At 62.8% G+C, this 22,827-nt stretch carries 25 protein-coding genes; 14 read left to right on the top strand and 11 right to left on the bottom strand.

Annotated elements, in window-relative coordinates; translation table 11 throughout:
- Positions 1 to 84: 84 nt before the first annotated feature.
- From JT360_RS20420 to JT360_RS20405, 4 genes are all read right to left on the bottom strand, one after another.
- Positions 85 to 474, bottom strand: a complete 390-nt coding sequence (locus JT360_RS20420) for a type II toxin-antitoxin system VapC family toxin (RefSeq protein WP_214473580.1) — start codon at positions 472 to 474, stop codon at positions 85 to 87.
- Entirely contained in the window at positions 461 to 736 is a 276-nt protein-coding gene (locus JT360_RS20415) for an AbrB/MazE/SpoVT family DNA-binding domain-containing protein (protein WP_214473552.1), read from the bottom strand. Before JT360_RS20415 ends, JT360_RS20420 begins: the two co-directional genes overlap by 14 nt.
- A 79-nt stretch (positions 737 to 815) precedes the next feature.
- A complete protein-coding gene (gene tldD, locus JT360_RS20410) occupies positions 816 to 2,228 on the bottom strand; it encodes a metalloprotease TldD (RefSeq protein ID WP_214473551.1) in 1,413 nt (470 codons plus the stop codon).
- A gap of 171 nt (positions 2,229 to 2,399) precedes the next feature.
- Positions 2,400 to 2,960 (bottom strand): invasion associated locus B family protein, encoded by a 561-nt coding sequence (locus JT360_RS20405; RefSeq protein WP_214473550.1) that lies wholly within the window; start codon positions 2,958 to 2,960, stop codon positions 2,400 to 2,402.
- 376 nt (positions 2,961 to 3,336) lie between these two features.
- Between JT360_RS20405 and coxB the strand changes: the two genes are divergently transcribed.
- The 13 genes from coxB to JT360_RS20340 all read left to right on the top strand — a co-directional run bounded on the left by coxB (position 3,337) and on the right by JT360_RS20340 (position 13,576).
- On the top strand, positions 3,337 to 4,236 hold the full coding sequence (coxB, locus tag JT360_RS20400) for a cytochrome c oxidase subunit II (RefSeq protein ID WP_250888939.1): 900 nt from the start codon (positions 3,337 to 3,339) through the stop codon (positions 4,234 to 4,236).
- Between the two features lie 37 nt (positions 4,237 to 4,273).
- On the top strand, positions 4,274 to 5,926 hold the full coding sequence (gene ctaD / locus JT360_RS20395) for a cytochrome c oxidase subunit I (RefSeq protein WP_214473548.1): 1,653 nt from the start codon (positions 4,274 to 4,276) through the stop codon (positions 5,924 to 5,926).
- 77 nt (positions 5,927 to 6,003) lie between these two features.
- Positions 6,004 to 6,948, top strand: a complete 945-nt coding sequence (locus JT360_RS20390) for a heme o synthase (RefSeq protein ID WP_214473547.1) — start codon at positions 6,004 to 6,006, stop codon at positions 6,946 to 6,948.
- The gene (locus JT360_RS20385; RefSeq protein ID WP_214473546.1) at positions 6,945 to 7,112 is read left to right on the top strand and encodes a cytochrome c oxidase system small membrane protein; all 168 of its coding nucleotides are present in this window, start codon (positions 6,945 to 6,947) and stop codon (positions 7,110 to 7,112) included. Before JT360_RS20390 ends, JT360_RS20385 begins: the two co-directional genes overlap by 4 nt.
- Positions 7,112 to 7,744, top strand: a complete 633-nt coding sequence (locus tag JT360_RS20380) for a cytochrome c oxidase assembly protein (protein WP_214473545.1) — start codon at positions 7,112 to 7,114, stop codon at positions 7,742 to 7,744. The genes JT360_RS20385 and JT360_RS20380 overlap by 1 nt, the downstream gene beginning before the upstream one ends.
- 1 nt (position 7,745) lies before the next feature.
- Positions 7,746 to 8,624, top strand: a complete 879-nt coding sequence (locus tag JT360_RS20375) for a cytochrome c oxidase subunit 3 (RefSeq protein WP_214473544.1) — start codon at positions 7,746 to 7,748, stop codon at positions 8,622 to 8,624.
- A gap of 86 nt (positions 8,625 to 8,710) precedes the next feature.
- Positions 8,711 to 9,199 (top strand): L,D-transpeptidase family protein, encoded by a 489-nt coding sequence (locus tag JT360_RS20370; RefSeq protein WP_214473543.1) that lies wholly within the window; start codon positions 8,711 to 8,713, stop codon positions 9,197 to 9,199.
- A gap of 3 nt (positions 9,200 to 9,202) precedes the next feature.
- Positions 9,203 to 9,589 carry a DUF983 domain-containing protein gene (locus JT360_RS20365; RefSeq protein ID WP_214473542.1) on the top strand — a complete coding sequence of 129 codons (387 nt, stop codon included), beginning with the start codon at positions 9,203 to 9,205 and terminating at the stop codon, positions 9,587 to 9,589.
- Entirely contained in the window at positions 9,586 to 10,341 is a 756-nt protein-coding gene (locus JT360_RS20360) for an SURF1 family protein (RefSeq protein WP_214473541.1), read from the top strand. The genes JT360_RS20365 and JT360_RS20360 overlap by 4 nt, the downstream gene beginning before the upstream one ends.
- An 87-nt stretch (positions 10,342 to 10,428) precedes the next feature.
- Positions 10,429 to 11,439: a 4-hydroxy-3-methylbut-2-enyl diphosphate reductase gene (gene ispH / locus JT360_RS20355; protein WP_214473540.1), complete on the top strand. Its 1,011-nt coding sequence runs from the start codon at positions 10,429 to 10,431 to the stop codon at positions 11,437 to 11,439.
- Between the two features lie 5 nt (positions 11,440 to 11,444).
- Positions 11,445 to 12,422 (top strand): homoserine kinase, encoded by a 978-nt coding sequence (locus JT360_RS20350; protein WP_214473539.1) that lies wholly within the window; start codon positions 11,445 to 11,447, stop codon positions 12,420 to 12,422.
- Positions 12,419 to 12,952 carry a ribonuclease HI gene (rnhA, locus tag JT360_RS20345; protein WP_214473538.1) on the top strand — a complete coding sequence of 178 codons (534 nt, stop codon included), beginning with the start codon at positions 12,419 to 12,421 and terminating at the stop codon, positions 12,950 to 12,952. Before JT360_RS20350 ends, rnhA begins: the two co-directional genes overlap by 4 nt.
- A 39-nt stretch (positions 12,953 to 12,991) precedes the next feature.
- The gene (locus JT360_RS20340) at positions 12,992 to 13,576 is read left to right on the top strand and encodes a histidine phosphatase family protein (RefSeq protein ID WP_214473537.1); all 585 of its coding nucleotides are present in this window, start codon (positions 12,992 to 12,994) and stop codon (positions 13,574 to 13,576) included.
- 4 nt (positions 13,577 to 13,580) lie between these two features.
- Here JT360_RS20340 and JT360_RS20335 read toward each other — a convergent pair whose 3' ends face one another.
- The 3 genes from JT360_RS20335 to JT360_RS20325 all read right to left on the bottom strand — a co-directional run bounded on the left by JT360_RS20335 (position 13,581) and on the right by JT360_RS20325 (position 15,523).
- Positions 13,581 to 14,057 carry a DUF2938 domain-containing protein gene (locus JT360_RS20335; protein ID WP_214473536.1) on the bottom strand — a complete coding sequence of 159 codons (477 nt, stop codon included), beginning with the start codon at positions 14,055 to 14,057 and terminating at the stop codon, positions 13,581 to 13,583.
- 94 nt (positions 14,058 to 14,151) lie between these two features.
- On the bottom strand, positions 14,152 to 14,634 hold the full coding sequence (locus JT360_RS20330) for a peroxiredoxin (protein ID WP_214473535.1): 483 nt from the start codon (positions 14,632 to 14,634) through the stop codon (positions 14,152 to 14,154).
- Positions 14,635 to 14,716: 82 nt separating this feature from the next.
- A complete protein-coding gene (locus tag JT360_RS20325; RefSeq protein ID WP_214473534.1) occupies positions 14,717 to 15,523 on the bottom strand; it encodes a protein-disulfide reductase DsbD domain-containing protein in 807 nt (268 codons plus the stop codon).
- A 171-nt stretch (positions 15,524 to 15,694) separates the two neighbouring features.
- On the opposite strand from JT360_RS20325, the gene JT360_RS20320 reads away from it, so the two are divergent.
- Positions 15,695 to 16,303, top strand: a complete 609-nt coding sequence (locus JT360_RS20320) for a YqgE/AlgH family protein (protein ID WP_214473533.1) — start codon at positions 15,695 to 15,697, stop codon at positions 16,301 to 16,303.
- A 307-nt stretch (positions 16,304 to 16,610) separates the two neighbouring features.
- Here JT360_RS20320 and JT360_RS20315 read toward each other — a convergent pair whose 3' ends face one another.
- Genes JT360_RS20315 through thrC form a run of 4 tightly spaced genes read right to left on the bottom strand, consistent with a single transcriptional unit; the run spans position 16,611 to position 22,814 of the window.
- Positions 16,611 to 19,499 (bottom strand): EAL domain-containing protein, encoded by a 2,889-nt coding sequence (locus JT360_RS20315; RefSeq protein WP_214473532.1) that lies wholly within the window; start codon positions 19,497 to 19,499, stop codon positions 16,611 to 16,613.
- A 2-nt stretch (positions 19,500 to 19,501) separates the two neighbouring features.
- The gene (locus JT360_RS20310) at positions 19,502 to 20,095 is read right to left on the bottom strand and encodes a GNAT family N-acetyltransferase (protein ID WP_214473531.1); all 594 of its coding nucleotides are present in this window, start codon (positions 20,093 to 20,095) and stop codon (positions 19,502 to 19,504) included.
- A 14-nt stretch (positions 20,096 to 20,109) separates the two neighbouring features.
- The gene (locus JT360_RS20305) at positions 20,110 to 21,402 is read right to left on the bottom strand and encodes a M16 family metallopeptidase (RefSeq protein WP_214473530.1); all 1,293 of its coding nucleotides are present in this window, start codon (positions 21,400 to 21,402) and stop codon (positions 20,110 to 20,112) included.
- A gap of 14 nt (positions 21,403 to 21,416) precedes the next feature.
- Positions 21,417 to 22,814, bottom strand: coding sequence for a threonine synthase (thrC, locus tag JT360_RS20300; RefSeq protein WP_214473529.1), 1,398 nt, complete (start codon positions 22,812 to 22,814; stop codon positions 21,417 to 21,419).
- Positions 22,815 to 22,827 lie beyond the last annotated feature (13 nt).

Raw genomic sequence — 22,827 nt, 5'->3', positions numbered from 1 at the left:
ATGGTGTGCCCTTCATTGTTCAGATCGCGCACCAAAGGCAATTGAACATTAATAATTTGCTAACACGATCGTGTTCGGAGGCCGCTAGGCCTCTTGCACGCCGCCATGCCCTGCAGCCCGAGCAGCCTTGACGAGTTTGCGATCGAAGGTGGCAAATCCCGAGCAATGCGCGGACTTGCCGAGATGCAGTGCATCCGCGAAGTCCATCCCTTCCTCAGCCAGGTCGAGTGCGGAAGAGACAACCGTGGCGTCTTCCATCTCCACAGTGGAGAGCCCGCCGAGTGCCCGCAACGCATTGACGACCTCGGCCTGGTTGTAGCCATAGGCGCTTCGCAGCACCCACTCAGCCTCCAGGATCACGGTGACGGCGACAAACACAGCTTGACCATCGATCAGCCGGCGGGATCGCGGGGACTGTTCGGGATGGTCGTTCGTCAGATATCTGACGACGACGTTGGTATCAATCGCGAGCATGGCGTCGCCGCGCTTCGGCAAGGACGCCCGCGTCCATCTCTCCCAGCGTCTTCGGCTTGCCGCTGTGCGGCAACACGCCAAACACGTCTTCTGGCCGCGTCGGGGCGAAGGCCGGCGCTGGTTTCAGGAGAACACCCTCGGGTGTGTCTTCGACCTGCAGACGCGTGCCGGCACCCCAATTCCTCCGTTTCCGGATCGCGCTGGGCAGGATCACTTGTCCCTTGGTCGAGACGGTGGTTATGAGTTTTTCGGCACCAGCCATCGTGAGCTTACCCCAGTGTAAGACAAGAGTAAGATACCCTAACGGCGAGCGCGGTTCAAGGCTGCCGGATTGAGCATCTTCAAACCCTGGTGCCACCCACCGTCATCTGGTTCATCCTGAGGTGCGGCTGGCCGACGCCGACCGGTACGCCCTGTCCGGCCTTGCCGCACATGCCGATGCCATTGTCGAGCTTCATGTCGTTGCCGACCATCGAGACGCGGTGCATGGCGTCAGGCCCGTTGCCGATCAGCATCGCGCCCTTGATCGGCTGCGTCACCTTGCCGTTCTCGATCATGTAGGCTTCGGTGCAGCCGAACACGAATTTGCCCGAAGTGATGTCGACCTGGCCGCCGCCGAAGGAAACGGCATAGATGCCGTTCCTGACGGAGGCGATGATCTCGTCCGGCTCCATGTCGCCAGAAGTCATGTAGGTGTTGGTCATGCGCGGCATCGGCTGGTGGGCGTAGCCTTCGCGCCGGCCGTTGCCGGTGGCTTTCATGCCCATCAGGCGCGCGTTCTGGCGATCCTGCATATAGCCGACCAGTCTGCCGTCCTCGATCAGCACGTTGCGGGCCGAAGGCGTGCCTTCGTCGTCGACGGTGAGCGAGCCGCGCCGCTCGGGGATGGTGCCGTCGTCGACGACGGTAACGCCCTTGGCGGCGACCTGCTGGCCCAGCAGGCCGGCGAAGGCCGAGGTCTTCTTGCGGTTGAAGTCGCCTTCCAGGCCATGGCCGACGGCCTCGTGCAGCATGACGCCCGGCCAGCCGCTGGACAGCACGATGTCGAAGGTGCCGGCCGGTGCGGGGACCGCCTCGAGATTGACCAGTGCTTGCCTGAGCGCTTCTTTCGCCGCGTGCTTCCAGCTGTCCTCGATCAGGAATTCGCCGAACGCCTTGCGACCGCCCATGCCGTAGGAGCCGCTTTCCTGGCGGTCGCCGTCGCCGGCCACGACCGAAACGTTGATGCGGACCAGCGGCCTGACATCGCGCACCACCTGGCCATCGGCGCGCACGATCTCGACGTGCTGCCAGGACGCGGCGAGCGAGGCCGTCACCTGGCGCACGCGCGGATCCTCGGCACGCAGCCAGGCGTCGATTTCCTGCAGCAGCTTTGCCTTGGCCTCGAAGGAAGGCGAGGGGATCGGATTCTCGTCGCCATAGAGATGGCGGTTGGTGCGGGCGGGTGCGGCGGCAAGCGTACCCGAATAGCCACCCTTGACGGTCGAGACGGCATCGGCGGCGCGCAGCAGCGAGGCTTCCGACAGGTCGCTCGAATGGGCGTAGCCGCTGGCTTCGCCCGCGACCGCACGCAGGCCAAAGCCCTGGTCGGTGTTGAAGTTGGCGGTCTTGAGCCGCCCATTGTCGAACATCAGCGCCTCGCTCTCGCTGTATTCGAGAAACAACTCGCCGTCATCGGCGCCGTTGATGGTGTCGGCAACGATCTGCTTGATGCGATCGTCTGAAATGTCGAATTGGCCGATCAGGCTGTTCATGGCACGTCCATCCGTGGGAAGATTGCTTTCCCCCGATGTAGGCGTGAAGCCGCGCCGGCACAATCGGCAATGGAGATCGACGTCGTTGAATGACGGCGCCCGCTCGATGCAGGACCCTGTTTTCCGGTTTCGAAAACCGCGTCAGCCTCCGGCTCTAAGCAAGGCCCAGGATCAGGGCAGGGCGGCGAAACCCTCGGCGAAACCCTTGAGATCGACCGGGATGCCGATGCCTTCTTCAGGCGTCTGGAAGACGATAAACGTTGCCGATGTGCCGGTCTTCAGCGTATCGAGCAGCGGCTTTTCGAGAATGACCTCGGCATAACAGCCGTCCTGGAAGCAGCGCACGAAATAGGCGCGGCCGATGTCCTTGCCGTCGACATTAAGGCCGAGCCCGTTCGGCAAAAGCACGCCAAGCGGCGCCAGCACGCGCAGGATCTCGGCCTTGTTGTCGGCGGTGCGCAGCACGACGACCGACAGGCCCATTTCCGGACGATCCTCGGCGACGACGTTTTGCATCATCACGCATTGTTCCGAGGTGGCACCGGCCGGCGTGTCGCAGATGATCGACCAGGCGCCATGCGTCGAGCGCACCGTGCCGCTCGGCTGGGCGGCATTGGCCTGACCGGCGACGAACAGACCGGCCGCGGACAGGGCGGCTAAAAACATGGCCTTGACCAAGGTGCTCGATAGCCCCGGTCTCGTACGCCCCAGTCTCGAAAGCCAAGAGTTCATGACGGCTCCATTGCGAATCACGGCACTTTAAGCCGCGCCAATGCCAAGTAAAGGACGAGACCGCGGCCCAGCTGTCCCGAAACAGGCAATACAGCGCTTTTCCCTGCCAAATTCGCCTGAATTACGACGCCACGCGCGCCCTGCCGTCATGAGGCGGGCGGCCTGCCGGACAGGCACGATTCGCCACCGTTGCCGCTGCCCCGGAAGAGCCGTGCCGGCTTGCGCGCAAAAATGCCGCACAGTTTCCTCCGCTCCTTTCTTGCGGAGGGAAAAAGAGTATGGTTTGAACCACCTTGAGACTGTCGGGATTCCCGTCCCGGCATTGTTCGTTATTCTCGTTGGCACAGCCGCGAGGGACTGGGAGACGAAGAGGGCGATGAGAAATTTCCTAGCTGGCGCCAGGTTTCTAGCAAGTGCCAAGTTTCTGAGTGCTTGTGCCGCTGCCGCGATTTTTGCCGGCACATCCGCCCATGCCGATCAGCCCGTGGAGTGGGAGACGACCTTCCAGGCGCCGGCGACCGACATGATGCGGCAGATCGAGTGGTTCGGAAATTACACGATGTGGTTCATCGTCCCGATCACCGTTCTGGTGCTGCTTCTCCTTGCCTACTGCATCGTGAAATTCCGCGCGAGCGCCAACCCGATTCCCTCCAACACCAGCCACAACACGCTGATCGAGGTCATCTGGACCGTTGGCCCCGTCGTCATCCTGCTTTGCCTTGCCATTCCTTCGTTTCAGCTCCTGACCGCGCAGTATACGCCGCCGGAAGAAGCCAAGCTGACCGTGAAGGCGACTGGCAACCAGTGGAACTGGGACTACGAATACCAGACCGACAACACGCTCGCCTTCAATTCGGCCATCCTTCAGGATGGTGACCGCGCCAAGGCCGGCAAGGAGGACCGCGGCGTCTATCCGCGCCTGCTCGCCGTCGACAATGAATTGGTGGTGCCGGTCCACACGATGACCCGCGTGCTTGTCACCGCGACCGACGTGATCCATTCCTTCGCCATGCCGTCCTTCGGCATCAAGGTCGACGCCATCCCCGGCCGCACCAACGAGACCTGGTTCAAGGCGGAGAAGGAAGGCCTCTATTATGGCCAGTGCTCGCAGCTCTGCGGCAAGGACCATGCCTTCATGCCGATCGCCATTCGCGTCGTCTCCGATGCGCAGTTCAAGACCTGGTTGGCTGCGGCCAAGACCGATCTGCCCGGCGCCAACAAGACGCTGATGGCCGAGGTCGATGGCCAGAACAAGGTTGCGGCCGCCGGCAATTGATGCCGCGGCCAGAAAAGATCAGGGAACGGAGCGGAACATGGCAGACGCTGCAGCTCACGACGGGCACGACCACAAGCCTTATCACGGTTGGGTGCGCTGGGTTTATTCGACCAACCATAAGGACATCGGCACGCTCTACCTGATCTTCGCGATCATGGCCGGTATCATCGGCGGCGCACTGTCGGTCGCCATCCGCATGGAACTGCAGGAGCCTGGCATCCAGATCTTCAGCGGTCTGGCGCAGATGGTCTACGGCATGAACGGTGACGCCGCGATCGACGGCGGCAAGAGCATGTACAATGCCTTTGCCACCGCGCATGCACTGATCATGATCTTCTTCATGGTCATGCCGGCCCTGATCGGCGGTTTCGCCAACTGGATGGTGCCGATCATGATCGGTGCTCCCGACATGGCGTTTCCGCGCATGAACAACATCTCGTTCTGGCTGCTGCCGCCTGCCTTCATCCTGCTGCTCACCTCGATGTTCGTGCCGAGCGCACCGGGCGCCTTTGGCGTCGGCGGCGGCTGGACGCTCTATCCGCCGCTGTCGACCTCCGGTCAGCCCGGACCGGCGATGGATCTGGCGATCCTGTCGATCCACATTGCCGGCGCGTCCTCGATCCTCGGCGCCATCAACTTCATCACCACCATCTTCAACATGCGCGCACCCGGCATGACGCTGCACAAGATGCCGCTGTTTGCCTGGTCGGTGCTGGTCACCGCCTTCCTGCTGCTCCTGTCCCTGCCGGTTCTGGCCGGCGGCATCACCATGCTGCTCACCGACCGCAATTTCGGCACCACCTTCTTCGCTCCTGATGGCGGCGGCGACCCGCTGCTGTTCCAGCACCTGTTCTGGTTCTTCGGCCATCCGGAAGTGTATATTCTGATCCTGCCGGGCTTCGGCATCATCAGCCATGTCATCTCGACCTTCTCGAGGAAGCCGGTGTTCGGCTATCTCGGCATGGCCTATGCCATGGTCGCGATCGGTGCCGTCGGCTTCATCGTCTGGGCGCACCATATGTATACGACTGGCCTGTCGCTCGACACGCAGCGTTATTTCGTCTTCGCCACCATGGTCATCGCGGTGCCGACCGGCGTGAAGATCTTCTCCTGGATCGCCACGATGTGGGGCGGGTCGATCTCGTTCAAGACTCCAATGCTGTGGGCGCTGGGCTTCATCTTCCTGTTCACCATCGGTGGCGTCACCGGCGTCCAGCTGGCCAATGCCGGCCTCGACCGCTCGCTGCATGACACCTATTTCGTCATTGCGCACTTCCACTACGTGCTGTCGCTGGGCGCGGTGTTCGCCATCTTCGCTGGCTGGTACTACTGGTTCCCGAAGATGACCGGCTACATGTATTCGCCGGTGATTGCCAACACCCACTTCTGGGTCACGTTCGTCGGCGTCAATCTGATTTTCTTCCCGCAGCATTTCCTTGGCCTCGCTGGTATGCCGCGCCGTACCATAGACTATCCGGACGCATTTGCCGGCTGGAACTATGTGTCGTCCATCGGGTCCTATATCTCGGCTGTCGGCGTGGCGATCTTCCTCTACTGCGTCTTCGAAGCCTTCCAGAAGAAGCGGATCGCCGGCGCCAACCCATGGGGCGAGGGCGCCACCACGCTCGAATGGCAGCTGCCTTCGCCGCCGCCGTTCCACCAGTGGGAACAGCTGCCGAAGATCAAATAAGGCGGCTGCCCGCTCGAATACGAAGCCGCCGGCGCGCCGGCGGTTTTGGCCAACGGAATGATGGAACTTGAGTACGCATGGCCCTAGTCGACGAAACCAGCATTGACGAAGCGCGCTTCCGCATGTCGGAAGCGACGGCGGGCGATTTCTTCGCCCTGCTGAAGCCGCGCGTCATGTCGCTGGTGGTGTTCACGGCTTTTGTCGGACTGGTCGCGGCACCCGTGACCATCAACCCGCTGCTGGCGGTGATCGCCATCCTGTCGATCGCCATCGGCGCCGGTGCATCTGGCGCGCTCAACATGTGGTACGACGCCGACATCGACGCGGTGATGACCAGGACGGCCAGCCGTCCGGTGCCGTCCGGCCGCATCCAGCCGCACGAAGCGCTGAGCTTCGGCCTGGTGCTTTCGGTGCTGTCGGTGATGACGCTCGGCGTGCTGGTCAACTGGCTGTCGGCGACACTGCTGGCCTTCACCATCTTCTTCTATGCCGTCGTCTACACGATGTGGCTGAAGCGCTGGACGCCGCAGAACATCGTCATCGGCGGCGCGGCCGGTGCGATCCCGCCCGTCATCGGCTGGGCCGCCGTGACCGGGTCGGTCAGCCTCGAAAGCATCATCCTGTTCCTGATCATCTTCCTGTGGACGCCGCCGCATTTCTGGGCGCTCGCGCTGTTCAAGTCCGACGACTATGCCCGCGCCGGCATCCCGATGATGCCCAATGTCGCCGGCCAGGCGTCGACCCGCCGTCAGATTTTCGCCTATGCGCTTGTGCTGGCTCCGGTCGGTGTGCTGCCGTGGCTGCTCGGCTACACCACGCCGGTCTACGGCGTGGCCGCGATGCTGCTTGGGGTTGGCTTTGTCTGGTATGCGTGGAAAGTGCTCGGCATGGCCGACGACGATCGCGTCATGAAGCCGGCCAAGGCGCTGTTCGGCTATTCGCTGCTCTATCTCTTCGCCATCTTCGCTACCTACCTGGCCGACAGCGTTGTCGAACGCGCGCTTGCCATGGGTGGGGCATGACCATGATCGAGGACAAGCTCGAAACGGTCACCTTGACCGAGCGCCAGAAGAAGGCCCAGCGCAGCCGTTCCATCGCCATCGCCGTGGCGCTGGCAGCATTGGTCATCATTTTCTACATCGCCACGATCGTGAAGTTCGGCCACAATCTGTCGGGCACGATGTGATGAGCGTCGAGACATCCAAAAAGCCGGCAGGGAGGAACAGCAACCGCATCGTCGCGGCTGTCTGTCTCGCCTTCTTCACCGGCATGATCGGCATGGCCTATGCCGCCGTGCCGCTCTACAAGATGTTCTGCCAGGCGACCGGCTATGGCGGCACGACCCAACGCGTCGAGAAGCAATATGCCGGCCGTGTGCTCGACCGCGAGATCACCGTCCGCTTCGACGCCAATATTGCCGGCGTGCCGTGGGAGTTCCAGCCGGTCCAGCGCTCGTTGACCATGAAGATCGGCGAGACGGTGCAGGCGCATTACCAGGCGACCAACAAGTTCGATCGCCCCGTCACCGGTCGCGCCACCTTCAACGTCCAGCCGGAACTGGCGGGGCCTTACTTTAACAAGGTCGAGTGCTTCTGCTTCACCGATACGACGCTGAAGCCCGGCGAGACGCTGGACATGCCGGTCCTGTTCTATGTGGACCCGGATATCGTGAACGTGCCGGAATTGAAGGACGTGAGGACGATCACTCTGTCCTACACGATGTTCCCGGTCGAGAAGAACAAGCCGGTCGCCTCTTCGGAGCCGGTCCAGGGAAACAGCAAGACAATTTCGAATACCGAAGCAAATCTCGGGGGTTGATATGGCAGACGCGCACGCACAACATCACGACTATCATCTCGTCGACCCGAGCCCGTGGCCTTTCCTGGGATCGGTAGGGGCGCTCGTCACCGCCTTTGGCGGCGTCTGCCTCATGCAGTATCTGAAGGGCGGTTCCTTCCCGATCTTCGGCTTCAACATCGCCAATCCGTGGCTGTTCTTCATCGGCTTGGTGATCGTGCTCTACACCATGTTCGCCTGGTGGTCGGACACGATCAAGGAAGCGCATGAAGGCCATCACACGCGTGTCGTGTCGCTGCATCTGCGCTATGGCATGATCATGTTCATCGCCTCAGAGGTGATGTTCTTCGTCGCCTGGTTCTGGGCCTATTTCGACGCCAGCCTATTCCCGAGCGAGGCACATCAATATGCCCGCACCGCGTTCACCGGCGGTGTCTGGCCGCCGAAGGGCATGGAGGTTCTCGATCCCTTCCATCTGCCGCTCTACAACACCGTCATCTTGCTGCTGTCGGGCACAACGGTCACCTGGGCGCACCATTCGCTCATCCATGGCGATCGCAAAGGGCTGATCAACGGCCTGGTGCTGACCGTCGGCCTCGGCATGCTGTTCACCATGGTGCAGGCCTACGAGTACATGCACGCTCCGTTCGCCTTCAAGGACTCCATCTACGGCGCCACCTTCTTCATGGCGACCGGCTTCCACGGCTTCCATGTCATCATCGGCACCATCTTCCTGCTGGTCTGCCTCATCAGGGCGATCAAGGGCGATTTCACCCCCAAGCAGCATTTCGGTTTCGAGGCGGCCGCCTGGTACTGGCACTTCGTCGACGTGGTCTGGCTGTTCCTGTTCGCCTCGATCTATGTCTGGGGATCGGTCGGCGCGGTGGTCGAAGCCCACTGATTTTCGTCTCTGGGGATTCGAGAAGGCGACCGCGGCGACGTGGCCGCCTTCTTCTTTTCGGCGCAATGATCGCCGATCGATAGCCGATGCGGCTAACAACTCCTTCTGCCATCTTCTTCGTGTTCATGATCGCGGCGGTTCCAGCTTTTGCCGGCGGCAAAGTCGATCTGGTGCGTGTTAGCAAGGCGGAACGGCGGCTGGAGCTGATCGGCGACGGCAAGGTCCTGCGAAGCTACGGCATCGCGCTCGGCGGCGATCCGCTTGGGCACAAGTACCAGGAGGGCGATCAACGCACGCCCGAGGGGCGCTACGATTGGCGCAATCCCAACAGCATCTTTCACAAGTCGATCCACGTCTCCTATCCCAATGCCGACGATCTGGCGGCCGCGAAGACCCGCAATGTCGACGCTGGCGGCATGATCATGATTCATGGCCAGCCCAATGGCTATGGCTGGTGGGGCTGGCTGCTTCAATTGGTCGACTGGACCGACGGCTGCATTGCGGTTACGGACTCCGACATGGACGAAATCTGGGCAATGGTGACCGACGGGACACCGATCGAGATCGAGCGGTAAGCAATGAGCGACGATAAGGCGATCTGGCCTCCGATCGATCCGATTTCGGCTGGCCTGCGCGGCCGCTGCCCGCGCTGCGGCGAAGGGCGGTTGTTTTCCGGCTTCCTCACCGTCGGCAAGCGCTGCGTCAATTGCGGCCTCGATTATTCCTACGCCGATGCCGGCGACGGGCCGGCGGTCTTCGTCATCCTCATCATCGGCTTCATCATCGTCGGCCTGGCGCTCTGGGTCGAGGTCACGCTGAGCCCGCCGCTCTGGCTGCATCTGCTGATATGGATTCCGCTGGCCCTGGTGCTGTGCCTGACCGCGCTCCGGCTCATCAAGGGCGTGCTGCTCACGCTGCAATATGCCAACAAGGCGGCCGAAGGCCGGCTGGACCGCGGCGAATGAGTGAGGCATCCGTCAAAGGCAGCGGCCGTTCGCGGCCACGATCGGCATTGCTGCTCGGGCTTGGCCTGGTCCTGCTTTTGATCCTGCTGGCGCTCGGCACCTGGCAAGTCCAGCGCCTGCACTGGAAGGAAGGCCTTCTCCAGACCATCGACCAGCGCACCCATTCGGCGCCGCGGCCGCTGGCCGATGTCGAGAAGGAATTCGCCGCCACCGGAGACGCCGACTATACGCCCGTGACCGTCAGCGGCACGTTCCTGCACGCAGGCGAGCGGCACTTTTACGCGACCTGGGAGGGGGACGCCGGTTTCAACGTCTATACGCCGCTGGCCCTCGACGATGGCCGCTTCGTGCTGGTCAATCGCGGCTTCGTGCCCTACGACCTCAAGGACGCCGCCAAACGCCCCAAGGGACAGGTGACGGGCAAGGTGGCGGTCACCGGGCTCGCCCGCAACCCGCTGCCGGCAAAGCCGTCGATGATGCTTCCCGACAATGATGTGGCCAAGAACATCTTCTACTGGAAGGACCGCGACGTGATGGCGGCAAGCGCCGGCTTGCCGGCCGGCTTCACGCTGGTGCCGATCTTCATCGATGCCGACAAGACGCCCAATCCCGGCGGCCTGCCGGTCGGCGGCGTCACCATCATCGACCTGCCGAACAGCCATCTGCAATATGCTGTCACCTGGTATGGGCTCGCCGCGGCGCTCGCAGCGGTGCTCGTTCTGCGGCTTCGCCTTCCCGCGAAAGAGGACTGAACGACAGCGACGCCCTTGACAGGCCGGCTCTTGACAGAACAGGGGTGGGCACCTCATTTCGGCGCTGACGAACCGGTCAGGATTTTAATGCTTCAGACAACCACCAAGCCTCCGCTGACGATCCGGCTCTGCCAGCCGCGCGGCTTTTGCGCCGGCGTCGACCGCGCCATCCAGATCGTGGTGCTGGCGCTGAAGAAATATGGCGCGCCGGTCTATGTCCGCCACGAGATCGTCCACAACCGCTATGTCGTTGAGGGGCTGCAAAGCCTTGGCGCTGTCTTCATCGAGGAGCTTTCCGAAATCCCAGCCGAACACCGGCAGTCTCCGGTCGTCTTCTCGGCGCACGGCGTGCCGAAATCGGTGCCGGCGGACGCGCAGGCGCGCAATTTGTTCTATCTCGACGCCACCTGTCCATTGGTCTCGAAAGTCCACAAGCAGGCAATGCGCCATCAGCGTCTTGGCCGCCACGTGCTGTTGATCGGCCATGCCGGACACCCCGAGGTGATCGGCACGATGGGCCAGTTGCCGGAGGGCGCGGTAACGCTGATCGAGACTGAAGCCGATGCCGCGAAGCTTGTGCCGGCCGATCCGAAGGCGCTTGGCTTCGTCACCCAGACCACACTGTCTGTCGAGGACACCGCCGGCATCATCCGCGCGCTGCAGGACCGCTTTCCCGACCTGCAGGCGCCGGCGGCGGAATCGATCTGCTACGCCACCACCAACCGCCAGGAAGCGGTCAAGGACACCGCCCCGGGCGCTGATCTCTATTTGATCGTCGGTGCACCCAATTCCTCCAATTCGCGCCGCCTTGTCGAAGTGGCGGAGCGTGCCGGCGCCACGATGTCGCTTCTCGTGCAGCGCGCCGCCGAGATTCCGTGGAATGACATCGGCAACATTTCGACGCTCGGCCTGTCGGCTGGGGCATCGGCGCCGGAGATCATCGTCGACGAGATCATCGACGCGTTCCGCCAGCGCTTCGATGTCACCATCGACCTCGCCGTCACTGCCACCGAAACAGAGGATTTTCCGGTCATGCGGGTACTGCGAGATGTCGAACTGACGCCGGCCGACATGGCCTTCGTCAACGGAGCCGCGTAAGGCACATGGCCGTCTATACCGACGTTGCGGAGGGCGAACTCGGCGCATTCCTGAAGCATTATCCGGTCGGCGATCTCCTTTCCTACAAGGGCATCGCCGAGGGCACCGAAAACTCCAACTTCCTGCTGCACACTTCCAGCGGCTCCTACATCCTGACGCTCTATGAAAAGCGCGTCGAGAAGGCGGATCTGCCGTTTTTCCTCGGGCTGATGGGCCATCTCGCCAAGAAAGGGGTGTCCTGCCCGCTGCCTGTGACCGCTGATGACGGTAGCGTCATTGGCACGCTGGCCGGCCGGCCAGCCGTCATCATCACCTTCCTGGAAGGGCTGTCGCTGCGGCGCCCGATGGCAACGCATTGCGCCGAGGTCGGCAGGGCACTGGCCGCCCTGCACCTGGCTGGCGCCGATTTTTCGATGACCCGTCCCAACGCGCTCGCCATCGACGGCTGGCGCAAGCTTTGGGACGCGTCCCGCGACCGGGCCGACGAGGTTGAGCCGGGACTGGCGGCCGAAGTCGACGCCGACTTCGCCGACTTCCAGCGGAACTGGCCGAAGAACCTTCCCGAAGGCATCATCCATGCCGATCTTTTTCCGGACAATGTCTTCTTCCTGGGCGAAAAGCTCTCCGGCCTGATCGACTTCTATTTCGCCTGCAACGACCTCTACGCCTATGATGTCGCCACTTGCCTCAACGCTTGGTGCTTCGAGAAGGACTTTTCCTTCAACCTCACCAAGGGCAAGGCACTGCTTGCCGGCTACCAGAGCGTGCGTCCGCTGAGCGGCGAAGAAAAGGCGGCGCTGCCGATGCTGGCGCGCGGTTCGGCATTGCGCTTCATGCTGACCCGGCTCTACGACTGGCTGACCGTTCCGGATGGCGGACTGGTCATGAAACGCGACCCGACCGAATACATCAGAAGGATGCGGTTCCATAGGGCGATCAAATCTGCTTCGGAATATGGATTGGCCGAATATGGGGCATCATGAGCAAACAGGTTGAGATATTCACCGACGGCGCCTGTTCGGGCAATCCAGGCCCAGGCGGCTGGGGCGCGATCCTGCGTTTCAACGGCGCCACCAAGGAGCTTTCCGGCGGCGAGGCCGAGACGACCAACAACCGCATGGAGTTGCTGGCGGCCATCTCGGCGCTGAATGCGCTGAAGGAACCTTGCACCGTCGAGCTTCACACCGACAGCAAATATGTCATGGATGGCATTTCCAAGTGGATCCATGGCTGGAAGAAGAATGGCTGGAGGACCGCCGACAGGAAGCCGGTCAAGAACGGCGAACTGTGGCAGGCGCTGGATGAGGCCAACCGACGCCACAAGGTCACCTGGAACTGGGTCAAGGGCCATGCCGGCCACACCGAGAACGAGCGTGCCGACGAATTGGCAAGGGAAGGCATGGCGCCATTCAAGAAAGGCTCTTTCAAGCCAGCGGTGTCAAACCCAAAGCCAGATGCCCAGGCAAAGCAGCCGCTGGCCACGAAGGCGCGTCGTTCGACCCAGAGCTACTGATTCCGGCAGCCGGTCCGTTCTCAGGCAGGAACCTCGATCGTGCCGATCCTCTACTATGTCACGCATCCCCAGGTTCAGATCGATGCCGCCGTTCCCGTGCCGGAATGGAGGCTATCCGACATCGGACGGACGAGAGCCGTTGCCATGCTCGATCAGCCATGGGTCGGTTCAATCCGGTGCATCGTGTCGTCGGGCGAGCGCAAGGCTATGGAAACGGCCGAAATCCTGGCAAGCCATCTCCACCTTGCGGTCGTGGTGAGAGAGCGCATGCATGAGAATGACCGGTCCTCGACGGGTTTCCTGCCGCCGTCCGAATTCGAGGCGGTCGCGGACCAGTTCTTCGCCAATCCGGACAAAAGCATTCGCGGCTGGGAGCGGGCGATCGATGCCCAGAATCGTGTGGTGAGCGAAGTCGGCGACGTTCTGGCCACCAAGGAGGCCGGCGACATTGCTTTCATCGGCCATGGAGGCGTGGGAACACTCCTGCTGCTTTCCCTCAGCGGACGGGAAATCAGCCGCGACGCGGATCAGCCGGCTGGCGGCGGCAACTATTTTGCTTACGATATCGGCACGCGCCATGTTCTCCATGGATGGCAGCCTATCGACAGACTGGAGCAGCGCTGAACCCCTACCGGATCAGCAGCGCCGTGCCCCAAAGCCCGAGCGCGAAAATCGTATGCGAGACCAGGTTGAGCGCCCGGATCTGCATCGGATTGGGTCGCTTCGAGGCTGCCCATCCAGCACCCATGCCAGGCGCCAGCAGGAACCAGCCGGCACCGACTGTGACGATGCCGAGAATGAAGGCCGGCAGGAAGGTCGGTGTGGCCAGCCAGCCCGCTCCGGCCACCACGACCAGGATGATGCCGTAGACGATGCCGACCAAATAGTGAAACGCCCAGCCCAGCGCCACCTCATGCGCGTAGGGCGCCGCATCGCCGATATCGTCGTGAAAGACCTTGTCGCCGAGGTGCCAGACCCAGCGACCGACCGGTCCCCAATTCGGCCGTGACTGGCCGAATGCCTTGTGGAGGAAGATGGCCCAGAGATCCATCAGCACGGTGGCGCCGACGCCGATCGCGACAGCGCGCCAGAAGATGTCAAACATCGTTGGAATCCCCCCAAAAGCGGCTGTTCTGGAGTGCAGGCGGCCGCTAGGCGAGGTCGGCCGCTGCGGCCTCGCCCGACACGGCTGTTGAAGTTCAGAGCTGTCCCAGAATATGAGCCGCGCCGGATTCGTCGACTCCGGGCTTGGTCTCGACATTGACGGCGGTGACCTTGCCGTCCTCGACGATCATCGAAAAGCGCTTCGAGCGCAGTCCCATGCCGCCCGCGGAAAGGTCGTTGTCGAGGCCGACCGCCTTGGCGAAATCACCATTGCCGTCGGCGAGGAACAGGATCTTGCCTTCGCCGCCGGTGAAGTGCGCCCAGGCGCCCATGACGTGGACGTCATTGACCGAAACGACGGCGATGGTGTCGACGCCTCGCGCCAGGATGGCGTCATGGTTTTCGAGATAGCCGGGCAAATGGTTGTTGCTGCAGGTCGGCGTGAAGGCGCCAGGGACGCCGAACAGAACCACCTTCTTGCCAGGGAAAATCTCGGCCGACGTGATCGCCTTGGCTCCGTCGGCGGTCATTGTCTTGAAAGTCGCCTCGGGCAGCTTGTCGCCAACGGAAATGGTCATGAGGTCCTCGCTTGGGGAATGGGAAGGATGCGTGCTTGCGTAGCGAACTCGGCGGCTTCCCGCAACCATCGAGGCAAGCGCTTCAAGGGAAAGGCAGCAGCCCTTCGACGGCGCCTGCCGAACTCGTCAGCGTGTAGCGAAGCCCGCCATCCGTCGGCGTTGTCGAAGGGCGGTCGAGGATCGGCACGGTGAAGATCAGCTTGCCGTCCCTTTCGCTGCGGGAGGGGGCGCCAAACATGTAGTCACGCTCGCCGGCGACGAAGAAATCCGCCGCCTCCGGATCGCCGGGAAAACTCGCCTCGACAACCAGCGTCTCGTGGTCGCCCGGCAGGACATTGATGCCGAAACCCGGTCTTGCGGGTGCGGGCAAGGCGGCGAAACTCGCCTTCACCAGGGCTGCGTCGTCGGCATTGTCCGGGTCGGAGCCGGGGTCGACGGTCAGCCGCGTCTGCACGGGGATGCAGATCGTTTCACAAATGCCGAGAAAGATGTCGGCATTGATGACTGCCGGTTTGTTCGGCGTCGCCAGCGTGAATGTCACAGGCAGCGAAACAGGGTAGTTGTAGCCGGCCCATTTGCCGTAGCCGTCATCATGACGCTGCGGCGCCGGAAACGAGAGTGTGGCGTCCACGATGTTGGTGCTGGCCGAAATGTCGAGTTGTGGCGGCACACCCGCGTCGCCTGGATCGCGCCAATAAGTCTTCCAGCCTGGCTTGAGCGCGATGTCCAGAGCGCCCTGGATGCGGCCGGCATCGTCCGGTTTGCCTGATGTCACCAGCCGCACCTTGCCACCTTCGCTGTTATACCATGCGGATGAGGAGGCTGAGGCGGGGAGGACGGTCACCGATCCGATAGCGGCGCCGAGCAGCAGGATTTTCAGGCTTTGCATGGCGGTGATTTGATCGTCCGTTCGTGGCCGCGCAATGATTTCATGGCCTTGCTGATATCATATTTGCGTGACTTTCGCGGGCAAGTCACGCCGGCCTGGCAACATGGGCTTTGGTCGAATCCGGCGCGGCGCATCTTTTCGGCGCCCAGGAAACACGTTACCCTCCCCGCCATGGATTTGTTGCGCCACAAGAAGACAGCTGCTGGACGCGGCTTTCTCGACGATCAGTTCCTGATTGCCATGCCCGGCATGAAGGACGACCGTTTCACGCGCTCGGTCATCTATGTCTGCGCGCACAGCGATGAAGGCGCGATGGGCCTGATCATCAACCAGACGCAGCAGATGCTGTTTCCGGACCTGTTGGTGCAGCTCGGCATCATGAACGAGCAGGAGGCGATCCGCCTGCCGGCGCAGGCGCGCGATTTCGTCGTGCGCAATGGCGGGCCTGTCGATCGCAGCCGGGGCTTCGTCCTGCATTCGGGCGACTACCGCGTGGAATCGTCTTTGACCGTTTCCGACGGCATCTGCCTGACCGCGACAGTCGACATATTGCGCGCCATATCGTCCGGCCGCGGCCCGCGTCACGCGTTGATGGCGCTTGGCTATTCCGGCTGGGGCGCCGGCCAGCTGGAAACCGAGATCGCCGAGAATGGCTGGCTGACCTGCCCGGCCAGTCCCGAGCTTCTGTTCGACGCCGACATCGAGCGCAAATACGACCGGATCCTAGCCTCGATCGGCATCGATCTCGCCCATCTCAGCCTCGCCGCCGGGCACGCCTAAAGCTTCGACTGTCGCGAACATCCGAGATTGGCCGAAGCCTACTCAACTTCGTCATCCTAGGGCGAAGCAGGAGCGAAGCTCCGTCGCGGCGACCCTAGGATCCATTCCGTGACATTTACCGAAGGATGCAGCCGAGCAAAGCATTGCACCGTATCAACGCCTTGAAGTCGCGGCATGGATCCTGGGGGTCTGCGCCGCGTCGCTACGCTCCTTGCTTCGCCCCAGGATGACGACGGATGATCGTTTCGGCTAATTTCGAGCTATGTTGCAAAGCCACCAAGCGCTTGGGCCACACGCGTAAAACGCATCACGCCTGCGTCAGCGGATATTGTTCCTTCAACGTCTTCAGCACTTGGTCGCCCGGCATCGGCGCGCCGAACATGAAGCTCTGGACATATTCGCATCCCATCTGGCGCAGTTCCAGCGCATCGCGTTCGTCCGAAATGCCCTCGGCCACCACGGAAAGGCCGAGCTCATGCGCCATATTGACCATGGATTTGAGCAGCACGGCGCGCTTGGGCGTGTTGTCGTCGACAAAACTCTTGTCGATCTTGATGGTGTCGAACGGGAAACGCGTCAGATAGGCGAGCGAGGAATAGCCGGTGCCGAAATCGTCCAGCGACAGGCCGATGCCGAGCTGCTTCAGCTTGGTCAGCACATGGGCGGTCTGTTCCGGATTGTCCATGACCAGGGACTCGGTGAGTTCGAGCCGAAAGCAGCGCGGCTTCAGATTGGCGCGCGCGATGACCGAGCGGACATCGCTGACCAGGTCGCGGCGGATGAGCTGGCGGCTGGACAGGTTGACCGAGACCGACAGCGGAGCATCGCCGATCTGCTTTTGCCATCCCGCCAGGTCCTCGGCCGCCTGCTGCATAGCGAACAGCCCAAGCTGGACGATCAGCCCGCAGCTTTCGGCGACCGGGATGAAATCAGCAGGCGGGATCATGCCACGGCGCGGGTGGTCCCAACGCAGCAAGGCCTCGAAGCCGGCAACGCTGCCGTCCTCGAGCCGCACGATCGGCTGGTAGGCAAGCGTGAATTCGCGTCGCTCGATGGCGCGCCGCAGGTCGGATTCGAACTGCAGCCGGTCGGTGCCGACGGTGCGGAAAGCCGGGCGGAACGGCTCGATCCTGTCGCCGCCGAAGCGCTTGGCCTGGTGCATGGCAAGCTCGGCGTCCTTGACCATGTCCTCGGCCGAGGTTTGCGCCGAGGTCCAGGTGATCAGGCCGATCGAGGCCGTCAGCACGATCTCGCGCTTGGCGAAGGTGATCGGGTTGTTGATCGCGTGCTTGATGGCATCGGCCACGCCGGCGATGCGCGCAGGATCCTGCTCGGACAGCAGCATCAGCGCGAACTGGTCGCCGGCAAAACGCGACAGCGAATCCTTCGGCTTCAACAGCCGGTGCAGGCGGCGCGCTATGGTGAGCAGGATGGTGTCGCCGGCCGAGATGCCGAGCCCGTCATTGACCTGCTTGAAGCGGTCGATGTCGATGACGAAGACGGTCGGGCGCACCTTCTCCTCGGTGCGTGCGATCGAGATGATCGCCTCCAGCCGGTTCATGAACAATTCGCGGTTCGGTAGGCCGGTCAGATTGTCGTGCACCGCGTCGTGCAGCAGCCTTTCCTCGGACTTCTTCTGCTCGGTGACGTCGACCATGGTGCCGACGCAGCGGATGACTTCGCCGTCCGATCCGATGACCGGCCGCGCGCGCAAGGCGAACCAATGATAATGCCCGTCGGCGCCGCGCAGGCGGAAGTTCTGCGCCACCCGGCCGCGGCGGTGCTCCAGAACCACATCGAGCGTCGTGCGGAACGTGTCGCGGTCGTCGGCATGCAGCACCGGCAGCCAGTTGCGCGCCGCGCCTCCAAGGCTGTTCGGCGCCAGGCCGAGCTGGATGCTGACATCGGGCTTGGTCACCACGCGGTCGCGCAGCACGTCCCAGTCCCAGACCGTGTCGCCCGATCCGGCAACTGCCAGTGCCTGGCGTTCGAGGTCGGAGAACAGGCCCTGGTGCAGCGCGCCGCCGGCAAAAGCGTGCTGCATGACGGTGAAGCCGATCAGCAGGATGATCAGGATAAGCCCGCCGCCGAGCGCCGGCTGGGCGATGTCGTTGTCGAGCATGCCGGTGATTGCCATCCACGACCCGCACAGCCACAACAGTACCATGACCCAACTGGGTACCAGCATGATGGCGCGGTCATAGCCGCGTATGCCGAGAAAGATGATCAGGCCGAGTCCGGTGAGCGCCGTGGCGGCAAAGGAGATGCGGGCGATGCCAGCGGCGACCGCCGGATCGACGATGGCGACGCCGGCGATCAGCACCAGCCCGAGTATCCAGGCTAGTGCGCCATAGCTGAAATGGCCATGCCATCGGTTGAGATTGAGATAGGCGAACAGGAAAACCACGAAGGTTCCAGCCAGAGCCACCTCCGTTCCAGCCCGCCACATCTGCTCGTTGCCGGGCGAGATCTCGATAACCTTGTTGAGGAAACCGAAATCGACGCAGATATAGGCAAGCACCGCCCAGGCGAGCGCGGCAGTCGCCGGGAACATCGACGTCCCCTTGACCACGAAAAGGATGGTCAGGAACAGCGCCAAAAGGCCCGCAATGCCGATGACGATGCCGCGAAACAGCGTGTAGGAATTGACCGAGTCCTTGTAGGATTCCGGGTCCCAGAGATAGACCTGCGGCAGCTTCGGCGAGGCGAGTTCGGCGATGAAGGTGATCACCGTGCCGGGGTTCAGCGTCACCCGGAACACGTCGGCGTCCGGGCTGGTCTGGCGGTCGAGCGCGAAGCCTTCGCTGGGCGTGATGGCGGCAATGCGCGTCGAGCCGAGATCGGGCCAGAAGATGCCTGAATTCACCAGCCGGAAATGCGGCGCGACGATCAGCCGGTCGAGCTGCTGGTCGGTGGTGTTGGCAAGCGCGAAGACCGCCCAGTCGCCCGTCGAGCGGGCGTCATTGGCCTCGACCTCGATGCGCCGCACGATGCCGTCCGGCCCGGGCGCTGTCGAAACCTGGAAGTTTTCCCCCTGGTTGCGGTAGATCTCGACGGCACCTGAAAGGTCGAGCGCCTTGTCGTCGCGGGCAATCTTGATCGGTTCGACGGCAAAGGCCGACGAAGCCGCGCAGAGCGTCAGGATTGCCGCGAGGACAAGGGCGAACAGCGGCCCGTTTCGCAGGAAATTCGTCAAAATCAGTCCTTCGTTCCTGCGGGCGGATCGTCCGCGATCCGGGCGTAGAGGTAGTGATCCTGCCAGATGCCGTTGATCCTGAGATAGGATCGCAGAAGTCCTTCGCGCCGGAATCCGGCTTTTTCAAGCACGCGGATCGACCTGGCATTGTCGGGAATACAGGCCGCCTCGATCCGGTGCAACCGCAGCGTATCGAAGGCGAATCGGGCCACGACCTTGACCGCGTCGGTCATCAGGCCACGGCCGCCGAAGCGCTCGCCGATCCAGTAGCCGACATGGCCGCTCTGCGAGACACCGTGGCGAATGTTGCCGAGCGTGATGCCGCCCGCCAGCTTGCCGCTCGACCTCTCGAAGATGAAGAAGGCGATCGCCGTCCCTTGCGCATAGTCTTCGCGGTAGCGGCTGATGCGCAGGCGCCATGCCGTGCGGTCGAGTTCGTCGGGTGTCCAACGCGGCTCCCACGGCTCCAGGAAGGCGCGGCTTTCGCCGCGCAGCGTCGACCACTCACGGTAGTCGTTGGTGAATGGGACGCGCAAGGTGACGAGATTGCCCTTCAGCGCCGGCAGGTCACGGCGAAAGAAAGGGAGCGCGAACACGACGCTTTGGGGACTTAGACTGCGAGCCTGCGGGCTGTGGTCTGCGTGCCCGGAAGCGAATCGAGGATCGCCTCATATGGTGCCAGCGTACCCACGGGCCCGACAGCGGTAAGCGTCGGCTTGGTCGAGAACATCCGCGACGAAAGGTCGGTCAGCCGCTCGACCGTCAGCGCCGACAGGCGCTCCATCAATTCCTCCTTGGCGATCGGCCTGCCGAATAGCAGCAATTGCCTTGCGATCTGCGAGGCGCGGCTGGCCGGGCTTTCGGCGGACATGATCAGCCCGGCACGATATTGGGCGCGCGCCCGGTCGAGTTCCTCCTGCAGGATGCTCTCGCCGGCCTTCTGCAGTTCGTCGATGATGACAGGCACGAGTTCGGCGATGTCGCTCTGGCCGGTCGCGGCATGGACGCCGAAGATGCCGGTGTCGGAAAAGCCCCAGTGGAAGGCATAGACGGAGTAGCACAGGCCGCGTTTCTCGCGCACTTCCTGGAACAGGCGCGATGACATGCCGCCGCCGAGGATCATCGACAGCACCTGCGAGGCGTAGAAGTCGCGCACATGATAGGCGCGGCCCTCGAAGCCCAGCACGATCTGCGCGTCCATCAGGTCGCGATCCTCGCGGAAATCGCCGCCGACATATTGCGCGTATTGCGGGATGGTGCTGTCGGCCTTGCTGCGAAAGCCGCCAAGCTGCTTCTCGACCTCGCGCACGAAATTGTCGTGCTTGATGTCGCCGGCAGCGACAATCACCATCCGCTCGGCACCATATTGGCGCTCGATGAAATCGTGCAACTGCTTGGAGGTGAATGATTTGACGGTTTCCGGCGTACCCAGGATCGAGCGGCCGATGGTCTGGTGGCGAAAGGCCGTCTCGGTGAAACGGTCGAAGACGATGTCGTCGGGCGTATCGTGCGCGGCGCCGATCTCCTGCAGGATCACATGCTGCTCGCGTTCGAGTTCCTGCGGGTCGAATTCGGACTCCTGCAGGATGTCGGCCAGGATATCGACGGCCAGGGGCACGTCGTCCGACAGCACCCTGGCATAGTAGGAGGTGGTCTCGACACTGGTGGCGGCGTTGATCTCGCCGCCGACGTCCTCGATCTCCGAGGCGATTTCGAACGCACTTCGCCGCTTTGTGCCCTTGAACGCCATGTGCTCGAGCAGATGGGCCATGCCATGCTCATCGTCACGCTCATTGCGGGCACCGGACTTGACCCAGGCACCAAGGGCAACCGATTCGATACTTGGAAGGGTTTCGGTGGCGACTGTCAGGCCGTTCGACAGACGGCTTACCTCAACACCCATATGGCTTTTACTCCCTAACGCGCCGCTCGCGCGCGGCGGCCGACGTAATCTTCCACCATTTTCAGGTCGGATGGAAGTACCGTGTATTTTTCCTCTGATGTCATCAACCCGCCTAGCCATGCGGGCAGGGCGGGCGAGACCCCGCTGGCGGCCTCGACGGCGGCAGGGAATTTTGCCGGATGCGCCGTGCCCAGCACCACCATCGGTACGGCGCCCGTGGCCTTGCCTGCTGCCACATGCACGGCTGCCGCCGTATGTGGATCAAGCAGGTAATTGCTGGCCTTAAGCGTCGAGCGGATGGTGGCGGCGACCTCGTCCATATCAGCGCGGCCGGCGTCGAATTCGGACCGCATCCCGGCAATTTCCCGGGCTTCGATGGTGAAAGCGCCCGACTGCTTCAGGCCATCCATGTAGCGTCGTACGGTCGACGCATCGCGGTTTGACGCCTCGAACAGCAGGCGTTCGAAATTCGACGACACCTGGATGTCCATCGACGGCGAAGTGGTCGCGAAAACGCCCTTGGTGCGGTATTCGCCGGTGGCGAAGGTGCGCGCCAATATGTCGTTGTCGTTGGTGGCGATGACCAGCCGCTCGATCGGCAGGCCCATCTTCTTGGCTGCGTAGCCGGCGAAAATATCGCCGAAATTGCCGGTCGGCACGGTGAAGGAGATAGGCCTGTCCGGCGCGCCGAGCGACAGCGCCGAGGAAAAGTAATAGACGATCTGGGCCATGATGCGGGCCCAGTTGATCGAATTGACACCCGACAACGCCACCCGGTCGCGGAAAGCGTGATCGTTGAACATGTCCTTGAGCAGGCCCTGGCAGTCGTCGAAATTGCCTTCGATCGCCAGCGCATGGACGTTTTCGGCCCTCGACGTCGTCATCTGCCGCTGCTGCACCGGCGAAACGCGGCCATGCGGGAAGAGGATGAAGATGTCGGTGCGGCTGCGCCCGGCAAAGGCGTCGATGGCCGCGCCACCGGTATCGCCCGACGTGGCGCCGACGATGGTGGCATGCTGGTCGCGTTCGGCAAGCACGTGGTCCATCAGCCGGGCAAGCAACTGCATCGCCACATCCTTGAACGCCAGCGTCGGCCCATGGAAGAGTTCGAGGACAAAGGTGTTGGAGCCGGTCTGGACCAGCGGGCAGACAGCCTCGTGGCGGAAGGTGGCATAGGCTTCGCGAACCAGCCGTTCGAACACAGGCGCCTGGATTTCGCCGCCAATGAAGGGCGACAGCACGCGGATCGCGAGATCAGGATAGGCAAGGCCGCGCATGGCACGGATCTCGGCGGGCGAAAACCGCGGCCACTCGCGCGGCACGTAAAGCCCGCCATCGCGCGCCAGGCCCGCCAGCACGGCATCGGAAAATCCAAGCACGGGCGCTTCCCCGCGGGTACTCACATATTGCATGTCACAGATCCGT

This window comes from Mesorhizobium sp. dw_380, assembly GCF_018588885.1.
GTDB lineage: Bacteria > Pseudomonadota > Alphaproteobacteria > Rhizobiales > Rhizobiaceae > Mesorhizobium.
The sequence above is the reverse complement of the archived record's forward strand: the minus strand, read 5'-3'. Positions and strand labels throughout refer to the sequence as shown.

What these genes read in the sequence shown, in the direction of transcription:
- JT360_RS20420 (WP_214473580.1), bottom strand. Translation starts at nt 474, where the DNA reads ATGCTCGCGATTGATACCAACGTCGTCGTCAGATATCTGACGAACGAC.
- JT360_RS20415 (WP_214473552.1), bottom strand. Translation starts at nt 736, where the DNA reads ATGGCTGGTGCCGAAAAACTCATAACCACCGTCTCGACCAAGGGACAA.
- tldD (WP_214473551.1), bottom strand. Translation starts at nt 2,228, where the DNA reads ATGAACAGCCTGATCGGCCAATTCGACATTTCAGACGATCGCATCAAG.
- JT360_RS20405 (WP_214473550.1), bottom strand. Translation starts at nt 2,960, where the DNA reads ATGAACTCTTGGCTTTCGAGACTGGGGCGTACGAGACCGGGGCTATCG.
- coxB (WP_250888939.1), top strand. Translation starts at nt 3,337, where the DNA reads ATGAGAAATTTCCTAGCTGGCGCCAGGTTTCTAGCAAGTGCCAAGTTT.
- ctaD (WP_214473548.1), top strand. Translation starts at nt 4,274, where the DNA reads ATGGCAGACGCTGCAGCTCACGACGGGCACGACCACAAGCCTTATCAC.
- JT360_RS20390 (WP_214473547.1), top strand. Translation starts at nt 6,004, where the DNA reads ATGGCCCTAGTCGACGAAACCAGCATTGACGAAGCGCGCTTCCGCATG.
- JT360_RS20385 (WP_214473546.1), top strand. Translation starts at nt 6,945, where the DNA reads ATGACCATGATCGAGGACAAGCTCGAAACGGTCACCTTGACCGAGCGC.
- JT360_RS20380 (WP_214473545.1), top strand. Translation starts at nt 7,112, where the DNA reads ATGAGCGTCGAGACATCCAAAAAGCCGGCAGGGAGGAACAGCAACCGC.
- JT360_RS20375 (WP_214473544.1), top strand. Translation starts at nt 7,746, where the DNA reads ATGGCAGACGCGCACGCACAACATCACGACTATCATCTCGTCGACCCG.
- JT360_RS20370 (WP_214473543.1), top strand. Translation starts at nt 8,711, where the DNA reads ATGCGGCTAACAACTCCTTCTGCCATCTTCTTCGTGTTCATGATCGCG.
- JT360_RS20365 (WP_214473542.1), top strand. Translation starts at nt 9,203, where the DNA reads ATGAGCGACGATAAGGCGATCTGGCCTCCGATCGATCCGATTTCGGCT.
- JT360_RS20360 (WP_214473541.1), top strand. Translation starts at nt 9,586, where the DNA reads ATGAGTGAGGCATCCGTCAAAGGCAGCGGCCGTTCGCGGCCACGATCG.
- ispH (WP_214473540.1), top strand. Translation starts at nt 10,429, where the DNA reads ATGCTTCAGACAACCACCAAGCCTCCGCTGACGATCCGGCTCTGCCAG.
- JT360_RS20350 (WP_214473539.1), top strand. Translation starts at nt 11,445, where the DNA reads ATGGCCGTCTATACCGACGTTGCGGAGGGCGAACTCGGCGCATTCCTG.
- rnhA (WP_214473538.1), top strand. Translation starts at nt 12,419, where the DNA reads ATGAGCAAACAGGTTGAGATATTCACCGACGGCGCCTGTTCGGGCAAT.
- JT360_RS20335 (WP_214473536.1), bottom strand. Translation starts at nt 14,057, where the DNA reads ATGTTTGACATCTTCTGGCGCGCTGTCGCGATCGGCGTCGGCGCCACC.
- JT360_RS20330 (WP_214473535.1), bottom strand. Translation starts at nt 14,634, where the DNA reads ATGACCATTTCCGTTGGCGACAAGCTGCCCGAGGCGACTTTCAAGACA.
- JT360_RS20325 (WP_214473534.1), bottom strand. Translation starts at nt 15,523, where the DNA reads ATGCAAAGCCTGAAAATCCTGCTGCTCGGCGCCGCTATCGGATCGGTG.
- JT360_RS20320 (WP_214473533.1), top strand. Translation starts at nt 15,695, where the DNA reads ATGGATTTGTTGCGCCACAAGAAGACAGCTGCTGGACGCGGCTTTCTC.
- JT360_RS20305 (WP_214473530.1), bottom strand. Translation starts at nt 21,402, where the DNA reads ATGGGTGTTGAGGTAAGCCGTCTGTCGAACGGCCTGACAGTCGCCACC.
- thrC (WP_214473529.1), bottom strand. Translation starts at nt 22,814, where the DNA reads ATGCAATATGTGAGTACCCGCGGGGAAGCGCCCGTGCTTGGATTTTCC.